15 protein-coding genes and 1 pseudogene are annotated in these 15,393 nt (G+C 36.5%); 5 read left to right on the top strand and 11 right to left on the bottom strand.

Translation table 11 applies throughout. The annotated features are described in order from the left end of the window. Positions 1-8 precede the first annotated feature (8 nt). The 6 genes and pseudogenes from F4V57_RS14800 to F4V57_RS12910 form a co-directional block, all read right to left on the bottom strand. Positions 9-299 carry an MSMEG_0570 family nitrogen starvation response protein gene (locus F4V57_RS14800; RefSeq protein ID WP_171257556.1) on the bottom strand — a complete coding sequence of 97 codons (291 nt, stop codon included), beginning with the start codon at positions 297-299 and terminating at the stop codon, positions 9-11. Between the two features lie 63 nt (positions 300-362). Continuing rightward, positions 363-1,349: pseudogene (locus F4V57_RS12930) on the bottom strand (sll0787 family AIR synthase-like protein); the annotation flags it as partial. Next, positions 1,349-1,912 (bottom strand): MSMEG_0567/Sll0786 family nitrogen starvation N-acetyltransferase, encoded by a 564-nt coding sequence (locus F4V57_RS12925; RefSeq protein ID WP_070070410.1) that lies wholly within the window; start codon positions 1,910-1,912, stop codon positions 1,349-1,351. The gene F4V57_RS12925 and the pseudogene F4V57_RS12930, both read right to left, overlap by 1 nt. A 10-nt stretch (positions 1,913-1,922) precedes the next feature. Further along, positions 1,923-3,005: an MSMEG_0568 family radical SAM protein gene (locus F4V57_RS12920; protein WP_070070409.1), complete on the bottom strand. Its 1,083-nt coding sequence runs from the start codon at positions 3,003-3,005 to the stop codon at positions 1,923-1,925. Between the two features lie 30 nt (positions 3,006-3,035). Then, positions 3,036-4,028, bottom strand: coding sequence for a Nit6803 family nitrilase (locus F4V57_RS12915; RefSeq protein WP_070070408.1), 993 nt, complete (start codon positions 4,026-4,028; stop codon positions 3,036-3,038). A 26-nt stretch (positions 4,029-4,054) separates the two neighbouring features. After that, positions 4,055-4,537, bottom strand: coding sequence for an MSMEG_0572/Sll0783 family nitrogen starvation response protein (locus F4V57_RS12910; RefSeq protein WP_070070407.1), 483 nt, complete (start codon positions 4,535-4,537; stop codon positions 4,055-4,057). A gap of 218 nt (positions 4,538-4,755) precedes the next feature. On the opposite strand from F4V57_RS12910, the gene F4V57_RS12905 reads away from it, so the two are divergent. After that, complete coding sequence (locus F4V57_RS12905; protein WP_070070406.1) at positions 4,756-6,690, top strand: sigma 54-interacting transcriptional regulator; 1,935 nt, start codon at positions 4,756-4,758, stop codon at positions 6,688-6,690. Between the two features lie 168 nt (positions 6,691-6,858). On the opposite strand, the gene F4V57_RS14975 is transcribed toward F4V57_RS12905, so the two are convergent. From F4V57_RS14975 to F4V57_RS12885, 5 genes are all read right to left on the bottom strand, one after another. Continuing rightward, positions 6,859-6,963: a hypothetical protein gene (locus F4V57_RS14975; protein WP_228268233.1), complete on the bottom strand. Its 105-nt coding sequence runs from the start codon at positions 6,961-6,963 to the stop codon at positions 6,859-6,861. 406 nt (positions 6,964-7,369) lie between these two features. Further along, a complete protein-coding gene (locus F4V57_RS12900) occupies positions 7,370-8,056 on the bottom strand; it encodes an LrgB family protein (RefSeq protein WP_070070330.1) in 687 nt (228 codons plus the stop codon). Between the two features lie 27 nt (positions 8,057-8,083). Next, on the bottom strand, positions 8,084-8,392 hold the full coding sequence (locus F4V57_RS12895) for a CidA/LrgA family protein (RefSeq protein WP_171257554.1): 309 nt from the start codon (positions 8,390-8,392) through the stop codon (positions 8,084-8,086). Positions 8,393-8,450: 58 nt separating this feature from the next. Then, positions 8,451-10,094 (bottom strand): nitrite/sulfite reductase, encoded by a 1,644-nt coding sequence (locus tag F4V57_RS12890; RefSeq protein WP_070070328.1) that lies wholly within the window; start codon positions 10,092-10,094, stop codon positions 8,451-8,453. A 41-nt stretch (positions 10,095-10,135) separates the two neighbouring features. Beyond that, positions 10,136-10,948: a hypothetical protein gene (locus F4V57_RS12885; protein ID WP_070070327.1), complete on the bottom strand. Its 813-nt coding sequence runs from the start codon at positions 10,946-10,948 to the stop codon at positions 10,136-10,138. A gap of 308 nt (positions 10,949-11,256) precedes the next feature. Here F4V57_RS12885 and F4V57_RS12880 point away from each other — a divergent pair, with 308 nt between their 5' ends. From F4V57_RS12880 to F4V57_RS12870, 4 genes are all read left to right on the top strand, one after another. Beyond that, the gene (locus tag F4V57_RS12880; RefSeq protein WP_070070326.1) at positions 11,257-12,702 is read left to right on the top strand and encodes a cytochrome ubiquinol oxidase subunit I; all 1,446 of its coding nucleotides are present in this window, start codon (positions 11,257-11,259) and stop codon (positions 12,700-12,702) included. Beyond that, entirely contained in the window at positions 12,695-13,699 is a 1,005-nt protein-coding gene (cydB, locus tag F4V57_RS12875; RefSeq protein ID WP_070070325.1) for a cytochrome d ubiquinol oxidase subunit II, read from the top strand. The genes F4V57_RS12880 and cydB overlap by 8 nt, the downstream gene beginning before the upstream one ends. A gap of 13 nt (positions 13,700-13,712) precedes the next feature. After that, positions 13,713-13,841 carry a hypothetical protein gene (locus F4V57_RS15030; protein WP_264754223.1) on the top strand — a complete coding sequence of 43 codons (129 nt, stop codon included), beginning with the start codon at positions 13,713-13,715 and terminating at the stop codon, positions 13,839-13,841. A 119-nt stretch (positions 13,842-13,960) separates the two neighbouring features. Beyond that, positions 13,961-15,367, top strand: a complete 1,407-nt coding sequence (locus tag F4V57_RS12870) for an aminotransferase-like domain-containing protein (RefSeq protein WP_070070324.1) — start codon at positions 13,961-13,963, stop codon at positions 15,365-15,367. Positions 15,368-15,393 lie beyond the last annotated feature (26 nt).

The following is a 15,393-nucleotide window of genomic DNA, read 5'->3' as shown; positions in this document are numbered from 1 at the left end:
GCTCTATCCTATTCATTCGTCATTTCAATAATTTCGATACGATCCTGGGCGGTAAGTCCCAATATGTTTATTTGGCGTTTAATCGTGGCGAGGTTATCCATTGCTGCACTACATGCAAAACCGTAACGCATACGAACTCGATCCGAGGCTTTATTTAGACCATTTTCAACTTGTTTAAGAAAATCATCTAAAGCGTAGTCTTGCCCGCTATTTAAATATTCATAAATCACTGTAGAGGGTGAGTAATATTGTCCAGTTTCGCCATTTGGCCACTTCACAGTAAAATTTACGCTTGGCATGTAGGCTGCTCCTGTATCTGTTGCTTTACATCCGTTCCGGTTAAAGATGGAAAAAAAATCACACTGTTTCAGCATTTGCTGATAATTCAGTCCAGTGAATGACTCTTGCTGAAAATCCCAGAAAATATGCTGTTCGGCCTGTAATTGAGTTTCTATTTTTCCTGAATCGGTGACTTCACCAATCACTGCACAATCAATATCCTGGGAAGCAAATAGTTCAATAATGTCTTCACACTCTTCCTGATCTGCGGTGAGTAAAAAGCCATAGCTGGGAAAAATCTGTAACCACTTGAGCCACTCAATCTCTTGGGGTTTAGGAATGTTATTCAGGTCGATCTTTGCACCAGATCCAGTCGCTTCTAATAACATCAAGAGGCTGCCAAGAATGCCTGCATTGCTAATATCTCGTGCAGCATAGGCAAGTCCCTGCTCTGCAATTTCTGGTAAAAGTGCAAGTTGTGTCCGTAAAAGACTTGCTGGTACGTTTTCAAAACATTTCCAGTAAGTGGTATCAGGGTGGAATTTGCCTTTTAAATTCAGGGCAACCAGAATTTTTTGTCCTGTACGCACATGGAAAACAGACAATAATTGCGTAGCGACACCTTGAATGGCTACAGCCAAGGCAGGCTGAAAATCTGCCTGAATATTGGTATGTCCACCGACTAATTTAACCTCATAGACTTCACATGCTGCCTGAATACCCTGAATCAGTTGTTCAGCATTTTCTGCGTCTGTGTGCCAATAGCTATTTACCACAGTTAATGCCTTGCCCCCCATCGCTGCAATATCACTGACATTTGCCATGACTGCCGACCAACCTGCAAAGTAAGGATGATTGGCAACAAAGTTTGGAATCATGCCTTCACACGCATGTAGCAAATATTGCTCTCCCATACGAATAGCTGCGGTATCATCAGCAGGTAAGGCATATACATCATCTAAAGTGTGTAGATGCGTGGAAGAATGTTGTATCGCATTATGTTGAATATCCTGTTTGGAACGCATTGCAGAGGTATTCTTTAACGCTGTTAATAAATCTAAAAGCATCATCAGCAAAGCTCCCGATAACTATAAGCCTGCATGATGACGTGCTGTAATGGATATTGCTTAATTTGGGCTTGCATCAACACATGCGGAATATTGGCAACGGTGAGTTCCCGAACACTGTCCCAGCATAACTTTTGGAAATATCGCTCGTTTTGTTGTTGCACCGTCGCCAAGAAAGTCTGACAACCTAGATTTTTAGCCGTAGAAACCGCCGCATTAATCAGGGCTTTACCAATCGCATGATGATGCCGATATAAAGGTTCTACACATAAACGACCACCCCACCAACATTGTTTATTTTCAGGGAATATACGAACTGCACCGATCACACGGTCATGTTCTCCAAACATTTGTCCAATCGCTACAATACCGAGTGCTTTAAAATCATGTTCATCACGATCTTCTTTCAGAATTTTTTGCTCATCACGGAAGGTTGCTTCTCGCAGTTGGTAATACTGAGAATGCTCCCAATCATCAGTGATAACTTTGATAATAATGTCATCAGTAATAAACTGTTTTAGGTCTTCATTGAGCTCAATCAGCCACGGATAACGGGATAATTCCATCACAATCTCCTTACTCATAAGCTTTTAATGATGAGCAAGCCCCACATTTGGCACAGCCTGCTTTAGTTTGTTCAGAATTCAGCCCATATTGACGCAACTGATGACCAATTTGAGGGTAAAGCCTTTGCATAAAGCTCTGGTCTGGTTTTGAATGGTGCTGTAACGCTGTTCCCTGAATTGGAACAAAAGGAACAACAAAGGGATAAACACCAATTTCTGCCAGTCGTTCTGTCATGCTGATAATTTCTTCTTCGGTATCACCCAGACCAGCCAAGATATAAGTGCTGACCTGACCTCGACCAAATATCCGAACAGCAGCTTCAAAAGCAGCAAAATAAACCTCAAGGGAAACTTCTGCTTTTCCCGGCATAATTTTTTTCCGAACCCGATCACTGACTGCTTCCAGATGCATGCCTATAGATACTGCACCAGCATCTTTGAGTTTCTGAAACCATGCAAAATCATCTGGCGGTTCACATTGCACCTGTATAGGCAAATCGACTTGTGCCTTTATTGCTTTTACTGAGTCATACAGAATTTCAGCACCACGATCAGGTGTATTGGGTGTCCCAGTGGTAATCACCATCTGTGTGACACCATCTAGCTCTACAGCCGCTTTGGCAACCTCTGCCAATTGTTCAGGACGTTTACGAATCAGTGTTCGACCATCTTTCAAGGATTGATCTATGGAACAGAATTGACAGGCGGTTGATTTATCATTCATGCGAATGCAATGCTGTAATACTGTGGTCGCTAATACATCATGGCTATGTAAAGTTGCAATTTGTTCATAGGGAATGCCATCGACTGTGGTTAAATCATAAAATCTTGGACGTGCAGGTGCTGACAGTGTGGCGACAGGAATCCGATTTTTAAATACAACCACTTCACCTGTATCGGGATCTTTTTTACCGGTATAGGGTGAGTCTTCCACAGCAGCAAGATTTAGCACAGGAATCATCATGGTTTGACCATTCAGACTCAATGCCTTGTGATCACTTGGCCCAGCCCCACCTTTACGGGAGAGTCCAATTTCACCTTCCCATTTGAGTCCATTGCATTGCAAATCACTTAATAACTCAATTGCAGACATCGCATTCTCCTGTTGATTTCATGTCATTTGCTAGATATTTTCTTCAGCAAACTCGGAGATTTTTTCCAATGTACTTTTCGATACAGTTTCTAGTTTAAGTTCATGTAGTAACTGTGTTGGGCGACGATCAATCAGCAGGCTTAATAGTTCCGGACGACTATAATGTCCTACTGAATCCATCATGCGTTTACGCTTATCAATCAGACCAAAATCCAGATCAGCAATACAATAACCTTCGCCCTGTGTAATCGGTTCTGCTAGAAATTTTCCTTCTGGAGAAACGATGGCGGTAAAACAGCCGCCAGAGATTGGCGCAATATCACAACCTGTATCTTGCATAATCTGCTGCTGCTGTTCTGGATACAGCCATGCGGTAGCATTCACCACAAAACAACCAGACTCCAAAGCATGGTGTTGAATGGTTGCACTGATTTGGTCGGCAAATATTTGCCCGACTAAAGAGCCCGGAAACATTGCGGCATGAATTTGTTCACCATCTGCCATCAAGGCAAAACGTGCCAACGGGTTATAATGCTCCCAACATGCCAGTGAACCGATACGTCCTACTGCTGAATCAATCGCACTTAAACCACTACCGTCACCTTGTCCCCATACCATGCGTTCATGGTAGGTTGGTGTAATTTTTCGGCGGTGCTGAATCATAGAACCATCAGCATCAAACAATAATTGGGCGTTATAGATCGTGCCGCCAGCTCTCTCATTCACCCCAATTGAAACCACCATTTGCGCTTCACGACAGGCTTGACCAATTAAATGTGTTGCCTCTGAGGGTACAACGACAGACTCTTTAAGAAGTTTGAGATGTTCTTTACCCATTGCAAATGGAGGTTGAACAAAAGAAAAGTAAGGGTAATAAGGCACAACTGTTTCAGGAAAGACTGCAAACTGTACACCCTGTTTGCCTAACTCCAGAATCGTGTCACAGATTTTTTTAACCGTACCAGATTGGCTATATAGCACTGGACTACATTGTACTGCCGCAGCTTTAATGATTTGGCTCATGTCTTATTCCCCTTATTGTTAGATGCTTAAACAGTCCATGTATCAATGATTAATGCATTGTCACGACGCATTAAAAGTTTGAGATCCATTACATCTAAAGGATTGATTGGACGAATACCTTCAATTAATGCCTTTTCTGTTTGGCCATATAATGCTTGTAGTGCAAAGCGGCAGGCATAAACTTCACCACCTTCCTGCATAAATGCTTTAAGCTGATTATTTACAGCCAGATGCCCCGGAAATGCTTCTGCCCCTAGTGTCGGGAAACCACGCTGTACGCCAAGTTGTACACCTGGGCCATAGAGAAGAATTTTGGTCTCAAAGCCTTTACGTAATAAGCGTTTTGCCTGTAAGACATTAACTAGACCAATCGAACCTTCAAAGGCTACTGTATGAAATGTCACTAGAGCTTTCTCACCCGGCTGTGCCTTTACGTCTTCAAATACTTTCTCTTCATAATCAACGAGAAAGTCACCGTCTTTGTATTGCTCAATATCAACTTTTGGCATAGCAGTTCCTCTTTTAATGCTACTGACAATCAACCATTTGTCTGGTTTGTCCCTGTTATTGCGAGAGCTGTGCCAAGTTGTTTTTTTAAGATATAAATATTTCTATATTTAATTGAAATATATTAATTTATTTTTTACTTAGCATCATTTTATCATGATAAAAAACCACTAGATAATTACGATTTTTCATAGTATTATGATTTTTCATAGTTAAAATTATGAAAGTTCATAGTATGCCCAACACTGACTTTATTTCTGACTGGAATGCCACTGAAGACTCTATTCGTCCATTGGCATTTGAACATACGTCTCAGGCGCTGATTGTAATTGACCCTCATCAAAATTGTTTTGTCGATGTCAATATCAGTGCTACACAGTTGTTGCGTTATGAGCGACATGAACTGATCCAAAAAACTGTAACCTCAATTTTTGGACATTTCAGTCAGTTACCCCAGCTTATTGCTTTTACTGAGGAAGCCTTAACAAAAGGTTGGGCATGGAACAATGAGCTATATGCTTTTGACAAGGAAGGCGAAAAAATACAACTTGATGTCACTTCAATTCTGATCACTTATAAAAATCGGTCATTACTGATTTGGTCGCTTGTTGATGTCAAAGATTTAGAATTACGTCAATTGAATAGAAATGTAGATAAAGTTATTAAAGCAGGCTTAAAGGAATGGCAGGCACTACAGGAATTATTTATAGAATCTGATACAGGTAAACATCTGCTTCTCAGTTCTGTCGGAGATGGTATTTACAGTATTAATAAACAGGGATTATGTACCTTTATTAATCCTGTCGGTGCAAAAATGCTGGGTTTGGAACCCGAAGCTGTACTTGGTAAAAACATTCATAAAATCCACCACCATACTCATGAAAATGGCGATCATTATCCAGTTGAACAATGTCCTATCTATGCTGCTGTTCAGGATGGCGTTGTACATGAAGGTATACAGGAAATTTTCTGGCGAAGAGATGGTAGTTATTTCCCCGTAGAGTTTACCAGTACACCTGTTATTCGTGACAGTGAAATTGTCGGTGCAGTTGTCGTATTTCGAGACATTACAGACCGACTGAATACCGAAAAACAACTTACTCATGCTTTAGAAGAATTACAGGAATTAAAAAGTCGCCTAGAACAACAAAACGAATATTTACAGGAAGAAATTCTACAAGAAAATCAATACCATGAAATTGTAGGTAACAGTCCAGCAATTCTACAAATTATCGAAAAAATTAAAGTCGTTGCTCCAACTGATGCCAATGTGATGATTTATGGCGAATCGGGCACAGGTAAGGAATTAATTGCCAGAGCAATACACCAATCCAGTCACCGAAAACAACACCCTTTGATTCGTGTCAATTGTGCTGCTATTCCATCTGAACTATTTGAAAGTGAGTTCTTTGGTCATGTTAAAGGGGCTTTTACAGGTGCAGTGCGTGACCGTGCTGGACGATTTGAATTGGCAGATCAAGGGACATTATTCCTAGATGAAATTGGGGAAATCCCCTTAGAATTACAGAGTAAATTACTCCGTGTATTACAAGAAGGCACATTTGAGCGCATCGGTGAAGAAAAAACTCGGCATGTTAATGTCCGAATTATTGCAGCAACCAATCGTAACTTACAACAGGAAGTCAAACTCAAGAATTTCCGTGAGGATTTATACTTCAGACTCAATGTTTTTCCAATTCACTCTCCTGCCCTACGTGACCGAAAACAGGATATTCCGTTATTGGTTTCCCATTTTAGCAAGCTGATTAGTGATGGTCGGAAAATACAGTATCTACCATTTTCTCAAAAACATATTCTGGAATTACAGCAATATGATTGGCCGGGTAATATTCGTGAATTACAGAATGTCATAGAGCGAGCCTTAATTACTGCCAAGCAAGGCATTATTTCATTCAAATATCTACTTGAGCATGAGAATACACAGAATCAGGCTCGTCAGCACAATAGAACTGTACCAGAGCCAGAACAGGTTTTTACTATCCAACAACTCAAAGAACTGGAGATCCATAATCTAACATTGGCAATCAAACAGTGTGATGGCAAAGTCTTTGGTGAAGATGGTGCTGCTAAATTATTAGGTATTAATCCAACTACTTTAATATCAAGGTTAAAAAAATTAGAAATAAAATATTAATTTAGTTTTGGTTTTTTATAATAATATTTTAATTAAAAAGCGATATCTTATTAAGATACATTAATATTTAAAGTTATTTTGTAATATTAATAAATGATAATTTGATTTTTAATAAAATTAATAACTATATTATAAATCGGTAACTAATTTTATTTTATCATTGAAATTTTATTTATAAATAAAAAATCCAAGACCAAAACCTATAATAGAATATACAATCATGATAAAAAATACAAACCAAGTTTTGTTCTTGCGCTTTAAAAATTCTTTCATAATCAACTTAACCTTTATAGAAAAATATACTTACAAATGTACGATGTTTTCTTTAAAAAAGAATAATATCTATTGATAGTATATTTAATTGTTTGAAAAATGATACTTTTACTGTGTCAATTTTGCCTCTATCAAGTTTGATTAAAGCAATCAAATAAAGATCGTAACACAATAAAAGATAGAATCATCTTTTTGAATCTGAATAACGTATCTGTTAAAAGTTAATTCATGATAGAATTATGATTGCTCTATGTAATTTTTAAAATATACAGATTTTAACTAATACACTATAACAGAATAGCTATTTTTTGAGCATAAATACAATCAGATCAACTTGATAAATATCAATATATTGAAATATCATCATGACTGATTAAAAAATATGTTATTACATCAAAAAATATTTTTAAGTTTGGCTAAACAGTAAAAATAAGCAGCTTAAAACCACTAGCAACACACCAGAAATAATTAAAGATAAACTTGCAATTACTGCCTCTTGTATATCTCGTTGTTGTGCTTTTGCTACACCCATCGCATGAGCAGCATTTCCCAACGCACTACCATTGGCTAAAATATAACGCTTAGAGCTTTTTCCAAGGATAATATCACCACAAATCATGCCTACCAATCCTGTAATAACAGTAAATAAAGGAACTAAACTCAATGACCCCTGAATTTGCTCAGTGATGGTTAAAGCAAATGGAATAGAAACAGATCTTACATATAGGCTTTTACTAATCACATCATTAAAACTAAATAAATATGCAAAAAGATAACTACTTAGTAATCCAGTGATTATTGCTACCAAAGAGGTAATACATAGCACCTTAAAATAATGCTTAATTAAATGCCCATATTGATACAATGGAATTGCAAATGTAATCGTAATTGGACCAAGCATCCAGACCAAATACTTGGTATAATAATAATATTCATCAAAAGACATCCCTGAGATTAGCAATACACTTATTATTATACATGGCACAAAAATAATCGGTGAAAATAGGAAGAACGGCTTTCTTTCATAGATTTTTTTAGCCAAAAAATATAATATTACGGTTAAAATAAAGAAAAATAGACTTATCCAGTTCATTGCCTGACCAATATATTATTTAAAATTTTATTTCATTAGAAAATGTACAGTGATTTTTGAACTGTACATAACGATTAATGTTCCAAGAAATATTGCGGTAAATATCTTGATTCCATTTTCAAGCAAAATATCCGTGTATTGCACGAGTCCAACTACAGGTGGAATAAAAAATAACAGCATATTTTTTAATAAAAAATGTCCACCATCCTGCACATAACTTACTGGTAACAAGTTGTTTTTTAGACTTAATAACAGCAAAAACAATCCTAAAACACTTGCAGACATTGTAAGTTGTAAACTTTGCAGTAATTGATCAAGCAGATACCAAATCATCATAAGAAGAATGATTTGGATACTAACTTTTAAACTAAACATCTAATTAAGCCATATTTAACTATGCATAAGCACGTTGTTTAAATGGCTGAATGGATACTCGGTAATAGGTTTCTAAAAATGATTCACCTTTTTCTCTTAAATCTAGATAAGTATTTAAAATTTCTTCAATAACCTCTGGAATATCTTCTGCTGGAAATGATGGTCCTAGAATATTACCAATTGCGGCACTATGTCCTGAATTACCACCCAAAGTAATTTGATAAAATTCAGCACCTTTTTTATCTACCCCCAGAATACCAATATGACCTACATGGTGATGCCCGCAGGCATTCATACAACCTGAAATATTTAAATCAATTTTGCCTAAATTATAAATTGTGTCCAGATCATCAAATTTTCGCATAATTGCTTCATATACAGGGATGGATTTGGCATTTGCCAATGAGCAGAAATCACCACCGGGACAGCAAATAATATCTGTCAAAAAACCAATATGAGCTCTTGCCAAATTGACCTGATCTAAGGCTTTCCAAAGATGAAAGAGATTCTTTTGAGCAACATCTGTGAGAGCAATATTTTGTTCATGTGTCGTTCTTAATTCACCATAGGTAAATTTATCTGCTAAATCTGCAATGAGTTCCATTTCTTCTGCGGTTATATCTCCAGAGGCAACACCTGCCCGCTTTAAAGAGATAGTCACAATCCGATAACCTTTAACCTTATGTGGGTAAGTATTTACATTAAACCAGTGCTTAAATTTTGGATATTGTTCAAATAAGTTATCCAAATTTTCATCTTCGAGATTCTGATAGTTAAAGGGTTTAAAAGCATTATTCATTTTTTCTAATGCCGATTTTTCTATTCTGAGATTACTTTGGGTAATCAAAAATTCCTTTTCAACTTTTTGTGCAAATACTTCAGGTGTCAGGGATTTTACTAAAATTTTAATACGTGCCTTGTACTTATTATCACGCCGCCCGTGTAGGTTATAAATACGTAAAATCGCATCCAGATAGGCAATAAGATCTTCCTGAGCCAAGAATTCACGAATTACTACACCAATTATCGGTGTCCTTCCAAGGCCCCCACCTACTTTAATTTTATATCCCAATTGCCCTTTTTCATTTCTAACTAAATATACACCTATATCATGAAAGCTGGTTGCAGCCCGATCTTCCTGCTGATGTGCACACACAGCAATTTTGAATTTCCTAGGTAAAAATGAAAATTCGGGATGGAATGTACTCCATTGCCGAATCAATTCACATGTGGGTCGGGGGTCTGCAACTTCATCAGCAACAACGCCTGCATATTGGTCTGTGGTTGTGTTGCGGATACAATTTCCACTGGTTTGAATGGAGTGCATTTGTACATTTGCAAGCTGCTCAATAATGTCTGGTACATCTTCAAGATTAGGCCAGTTCAATTGAATATTTTGGCGGGTTGAAATATGTGCATAGCCCCGATCATAGACTCTAGATATTTCAGCCAGTTTCCTTAATTGTTTAGAATTCATGAGTCCATAAGGTACAGCTATACGCAACATTGGCGCATAGCGTTGAATATACAATCCATTTTGTAACCGTAATGGACGATACTCATCTTCTGTCAATTTGCCGGCCAAATAACGATTAGTTTGATCTCTAAATTGGGCAACACGTTCATTTAACAAATTTTGATCAAAATCAGAATATAAAAACATGGGGATTACCTTTGTTAATTACTTTATATTTCAATAGCTGATTAGCTGATTTTTTGACTGGTATTTATGTATTGAATTTGAGTTTGTACATATTCAGCATATACAGAAAGTTTTTCATAAATATGCTCGGCATAAAACATATCTTCAATAAAATTCTTGGCTTGAAGACTGTTTAAAATTTCTATCTGTGTCAATAGTTCAGCATTTTTCTTTGAAAATAGAGCACATAACTTAATATATTCTTCATCCTTATTTTTAAATAATAATTTTCGCATATTAACGAGTTGGCTATCTATAATTTTTTGCTGGTCCTGAGTTGAAATGACAAAAATATCAACCTTTAAAAATTCAGATAAAGACTTTATTTTTTCTTGATCAATTTGATTACTAGTAATTAAAAATATTGTATAAATATCATTGCGACATAGTGCTTTTATTAGATTTATATAAAAAAATTCATCACTTTCTACTTGTGGATCAGATAAATCTATATACATATTTAGAGCATTTAAAGCAGTATCAATATTAAGTTTACGATTAATATCAACTTGATAATACTTATTAAGAATGTTCAATACTGTCTGTGTTGCAGGTGTGCTATATATTGTTTTTTTATTAATATTTGCAAATACAAAGGGAATAAACATATATGCCAAGTCACTACTTTGTGAATGAATATGTGATTGTACGACATAAGTTAATTTTGGTTCAGCAAGGCTTCTAAGAACTTTTGCTCTTAGCAAGGTGGCTTCAAGGTTTAAATATTCATGATGTAATTTTTTTTGTACCTTATCAGACCATTCTTGTCCTATTAATAAATACGGTATAACATCCAATTGCTGCGTATAAAACATTTTAATATGCACCATTAATCATAGATAATTAGTAGATATTCTCTACTTAAAACAGATGGTGTTGCAAGTTACAGAAATAGAATTAAAAACCATAACAGAAAATTTAATCAATATAAGACATAAGTGCTTGTAATTTATTTTATTATTTTAATAATTTCATGGATTTGGTTTTAAAATAATAGATATATATTCTATCTGTTATAGTTTTTAATCTTAAAGCTATATATTCAAATTATATTCCAGATATAAGAAGATTCTTGTGAGTTTAATTCTGTTTATTAAATAAACAATCTTACAGGAGACAACTGATGGATCTCGGTCTAACAGCATTAGAACTTGCGAGGATTCAGTTTGCTTTTACAGTATCCTTTCATATTATTTTTCCTGCTACTTCAATTGGCTTAGCCTGTTTTTTAGCAATGCTTGAGTGGCGGTGGTTGAGGACGAATAACCCAATTTATCAGGATTTATTCAAATTCTGGATCAAAATCTTTGCTGTTGCATTTGGTATGGGGGTTGTGTCCGGAGTCGTCATGAGCTACCAATTTGGCACAAACTGGAGTGAATTCTCTCGTATCGCTGGTAGTGTCACAGGCCCACTGCTCACCTATGAAGTATTGAGTGCATTTTTCCTTGAAGCTGGATTTCTTGGCATTATGCTTTTTGGTTGGGGACGTGTTAGCCGCAAGGCACACTTTTTTGCAACACTTATGGTGGCCATAGGAACATGTATTTCTATGTTCTGGATTTTGTCTTCTAATAGCTGGATGCAAACACCACAAGGTTTTGCTATCGAAAATGGAATTATTGTGCCACAAGACTGGTGGGCAATCGTATTTAATCCATCATTTCCTTATCGTTTTGCTCACATGGCAACGGCTGCATTTCTAGTTTCAGCTCTATTGGTGGTTGGTACAGCAGCATGGCATTTGATTAAAGGTCGTAGAGATGAGCTGATTAAAAAGTCTTTCTCTATGGGATTATGGATGGTTTTAGTCACTTCTCTTGCACAAGTTTTTATTGGAGATAATCATGGTTTGAATACGCTAGAACATCAGCCTACCAAACTGGCAGCAATCGAAGGTCATTGGGAAACCAATCATGATCATGGTATGCCTTTATTGTTGTTTGCGATTCCAGACATGGAGAATGAACAGAATAAATATGAAATTGGTATTCCTAATCTCGGCAGTATCATTCTCAAGCATAGTCTGAACGGGACAGTAACTGGATTAAAAGACTTTGCAGCAGAAGATCGTCCAAATGTCACTATTGTTTTCTGGAGTTTTCGGGTCATGGTTGGTTTAGGAATGTTGATGGTCACACTTTCCCTCATTGCCTTATGGTTAAGAAAACGTAACAGACTGTATGAGACATCTTGGTTTCATAAATTTGCCTTCATCATGGGGCCAAGTGGATATATCGCCTTATTGGCTGGTTGGGTCACAACTGAAGTCGGAAGACAACCTTGGGTCATTTATGGTGTGATGCGAACTAAGGAAGGACTATCACACACTGTTTCTGCGGATCAAGTCGGCTTAACCCTGATTATTTTTGTGGCGGTATATACCATTGTCTTTGGTAGCGGTATTTATTATATTGCAAAGTTACTGTTTAAAGGTCCTGAATTTATTTATTCACAGAAACCTGAAATTGCTGGTCTTGGTCATTTTAAAACCCCTATGCGTCCATTAAGTGCTGTTGATGAAAGCATAGATGATACAGATGTTAGACAGGAGAAAAATCATGATTGATCTTTCTTTAGTTTGGGTTGCAATTATTGGGCTTGGCGTATTAATTTATATTATTCTTGATGGTTTTGATCTTGGCATAGGTATTCTGTTCCCGTTTATCAAAAACAGCGATGAACGAGATGTGATGATGAATACTGTTGCTCCTGTCTGGGATGGTAATGAGACATGGATGGTGCTTGGTGGTGCTGGTTTATTTGCAGCATTTCCTCTGGTTTATTCAACAGTACTTTCGGCACTTTATCTGCCGATTATGCTCATGGTCATTGCCCTTATTTTTAGAGGTGTTGCATTTGAATTCAGATTTAAAGCACACCGTACGAAATATTTGTGGGATCAAGCCTTTATCTGGGGTTCTATTTTATCCAGCTTCCTTCAGGGTATTTTGCTTGGTGCTTTTATTCAAGGGATCGAAACCACACATGGTATATTCTCTGGACATGCAATGGATTGGCTCACCCCATTTTCTATCTTTACAGGATTTGGTGTACTGGTGATGTATGCAGCTTTAGGTTGTGGTTGGTTAATCTTAAAGACTGAAAAAAATTTACAACAGCGTATGTTTCAGTTAATGCCAAAACTCATTTGGGTGCTATTGATTGTATTTGGTGGAGTCAGCTTATATACACCAGTGACTCATCCAGAAATCGCGATGCGCTGGTTTTCAATGCCAAATTTACTGTATTTCAGTCCAGTACCAATCTTGGTGATTGCCTTTGTTATATTGATTTTAATGGCATGTAAAAAACAAAATGACGTCAAACCTTTTATTTATACATTGGCTTTGGTGTTTCTTGCATTTACGGGCTTTGTGATTAGTTTATACCCTTATATTATTCCTCCCTCTGTCACCATTTGGGAAGCTGCCGCACCTCGCTCTAGTCAAATGTTTGCCCTGATTGGTGCAGTCATTTTAATCCCGATCATCATTGCTTATACTATTTTGTCGTATTGGGTGTTTAGGGACAAAGTACGTCTTGGTGATGAGGGTTATCATTAAAGGTATAATAACGATGCAAAAATTCAAGCTTGAACTAACATCAACACAATGGTTTATTGTGTTATGGTTGGTAGGATTTTTAGGATTGGCAATCATTGCTGGTCTGTTTAGATTATTACTCTTGTTTGCTTATTCATCATGAGCATTATCTTGTTAAATGATTGGTATCGCTTTTTTGGACTTTATTCAAAAGAAAAGTTAGCACTAAAATGCCTATCTTTTCTTCTGAATGCTAATTATTTTATTGTTTTATAGGTGAGTATGTATAAATCTGAACAGCTTGCAAATAGCATCAAACAGCTCATTGAAAATGGCAGTTTAAAAGCAAACGAAAAACTGCCGTCATTACGTGATCAGGTAAATCGCTCGGGATTAAGCTTAATGACGGTTCTCAATGCTTATCAGGAATTAGAATCTCAGGGGCTTATTTATTCTGTTGAGAAGTCCGGTTATTTTGTTGCAGAACTATTTTCTCCATTAAGCCTTTCTAGCACACATAATCCGACAGTATCGCTAAATGCAAAAATTGAAATCAACTCCTTGGTCTTTAATTATCTAAAATCCATCCAACCCAGTGAAATCGTACCATTAGGCTCAGCTTTTCCAAATCATGAGCTACTTAATCCGCCTAAATTAATTCAAATCATGGGACAATTGACGCGTAATAAAAAAAACTTTGAGCAAAATATTAATCTTCCACCCGGAAATTTTGAATTACGTAAATTAATTGCACAACGTTATGGTATGCAAGGTATCCCGACTCAGCCTGATGATATTGTGATTACTTCCGGTTGTCTGGATGCGCTTAATCTTTCATTACAAGCGCTCACCAAAGCTGGGGATTACATCCTTTTACAGGAAACTATTTTTTATGGTGCATGGCAAATTGCTGAACGTTTGGGACTGAAAGTCGTTACCATTCCCGAACATCCACAGGAAGGTTTTGACATAGAAGCCTTTGAACAGGCAATTCAAACCTACCCGATTAAAGTTTGTTGGTTCATGCTTAATTGTCATAATCCAATTGGTTTTACCGTCAGTGAAAAAATTAAATTCCAGATTGCAAAACTTCTACATGAACACCAAATCTATTTAATTGAAGATGATGTTTATGAAGAACTTTTTTACCGTGGTACAAAACCACTTTCAATGAAATATTTTGACCAACAAAATCTGGTACTACATTGCTCCTCCTTCTCCAAAACACTTGGATCAACTTTTAGAATTGGTTGGGTTTATGCTGGTAAATTTTCTGAACATATACAACACCTGCAACTGATGAGTACCATTTCCGCCAATACATTGATGCAAAATGCCTTAGTTGAATTTATTTCAAATCATCATTATGAAAAACATTTACGCGTACTTAGACGTAATCTTGAAAAAAATAAAAGAATTTTCTTTGAATATTTTAAGAAAAACCTTCCTACGGGCTGTGAAATTCATAATTATGCAGGCGGTTATTTTTTATGGTTAACTTTACCTTCTCATATAAGTAGCATGACCCTATATGAACATTTAATTCAACAGAATATTGGTGTTGCTCCAAGCCAATTATTTAATGTTCAACAGGCTCAAAAAAATCATTTACGAATTAATTGCTCATTTTCATGGACAATAGAAATTGAAATGGCTGTAAAGCAATTAATTGCGAATATTAGTGATTAATTTGATATGCAAAATATATTGGTTGC

It is taken from the genome of Acinetobacter qingfengensis (assembly GCF_008693185.1).
GTDB classification, from domain to species: Bacteria; Pseudomonadota; Gammaproteobacteria; order Pseudomonadales; family Moraxellaceae; genus Acinetobacter; species Acinetobacter qingfengensis.
This window is presented reverse-complemented; position numbering and strand designations above follow the sequence as displayed.

Excerpts from the sequence above, each read along its gene's own strand:
- F4V57_RS14800 (WP_171257556.1), bottom strand. The coding sequence starts at position 299 with ATGCCAAGCGTAAATTTTACTGTGAAGTGGCCAAATGGCGAAACTGGA.
- F4V57_RS12895 (WP_171257554.1), bottom strand. The coding sequence starts at position 8,392 with ATGATGATTTGGTATCTGCTTGATCAATTACTGCAAAGTTTACAACTT.
- F4V57_RS12890 (WP_070070328.1), bottom strand. The coding sequence starts at position 10,094 with ATGTTTTTATATTCTGATTTTGATCAAAATTTGTTAAATGAACGTGTT.
- F4V57_RS12920 (WP_070070409.1), bottom strand. The coding sequence starts at position 3,005 with ATGTCTGCAATTGAGTTATTAAGTGATTTGCAATGCAATGGACTCAAA.
- F4V57_RS12885 (WP_070070327.1), bottom strand. The coding sequence starts at position 10,948 with ATGTTTTATACGCAGCAATTGGATGTTATACCGTATTTATTAATAGGA.
- F4V57_RS15030 (WP_264754223.1), top strand. The coding sequence starts at position 13,713 with ATGCAAAAATTCAAGCTTGAACTAACATCAACACAATGGTTTATTGTG.
- F4V57_RS12870 (WP_070070324.1), top strand. The coding sequence starts at position 13,961 with ATGTATAAATCTGAACAGCTTGCAAATAGCATCAAACAGCTCATTGAA.
- cydB (WP_070070325.1), top strand. The coding sequence starts at position 12,695 with ATGATTGATCTTTCTTTAGTTTGGGTTGCAATTATTGGGCTTGGCGTA.
- F4V57_RS12900 (WP_070070330.1), bottom strand. The coding sequence starts at position 8,056 with ATGAACTGGATAAGTCTATTTTTCTTTATTTTAACCGTAATATTATAT.
- F4V57_RS12925 (WP_070070410.1), bottom strand. The coding sequence starts at position 1,912 with ATGGAATTATCCCGTTATCCGTGGCTGATTGAGCTCAATGAAGACCTA.
- F4V57_RS12915 (WP_070070408.1), bottom strand. The coding sequence starts at position 4,028 with ATGAGCCAAATCATTAAAGCTGCGGCAGTACAATGTAGTCCAGTGCTA.
- F4V57_RS12910 (WP_070070407.1), bottom strand. The coding sequence starts at position 4,537 with ATGCCAAAAGTTGATATTGAGCAATACAAAGACGGTGACTTTCTCGTT.
- F4V57_RS12905 (WP_070070406.1), top strand. The coding sequence starts at position 4,756 with ATGAAAGTTCATAGTATGCCCAACACTGACTTTATTTCTGACTGGAAT.
- F4V57_RS12880 (WP_070070326.1), top strand. The coding sequence starts at position 11,257 with ATGGATCTCGGTCTAACAGCATTAGAACTTGCGAGGATTCAGTTTGCT.
- F4V57_RS14975 (WP_228268233.1), bottom strand. The coding sequence starts at position 6,963 with ATGAAAGAATTTTTAAAGCGCAAGAACAAAACTTGGTTTGTATTTTTT.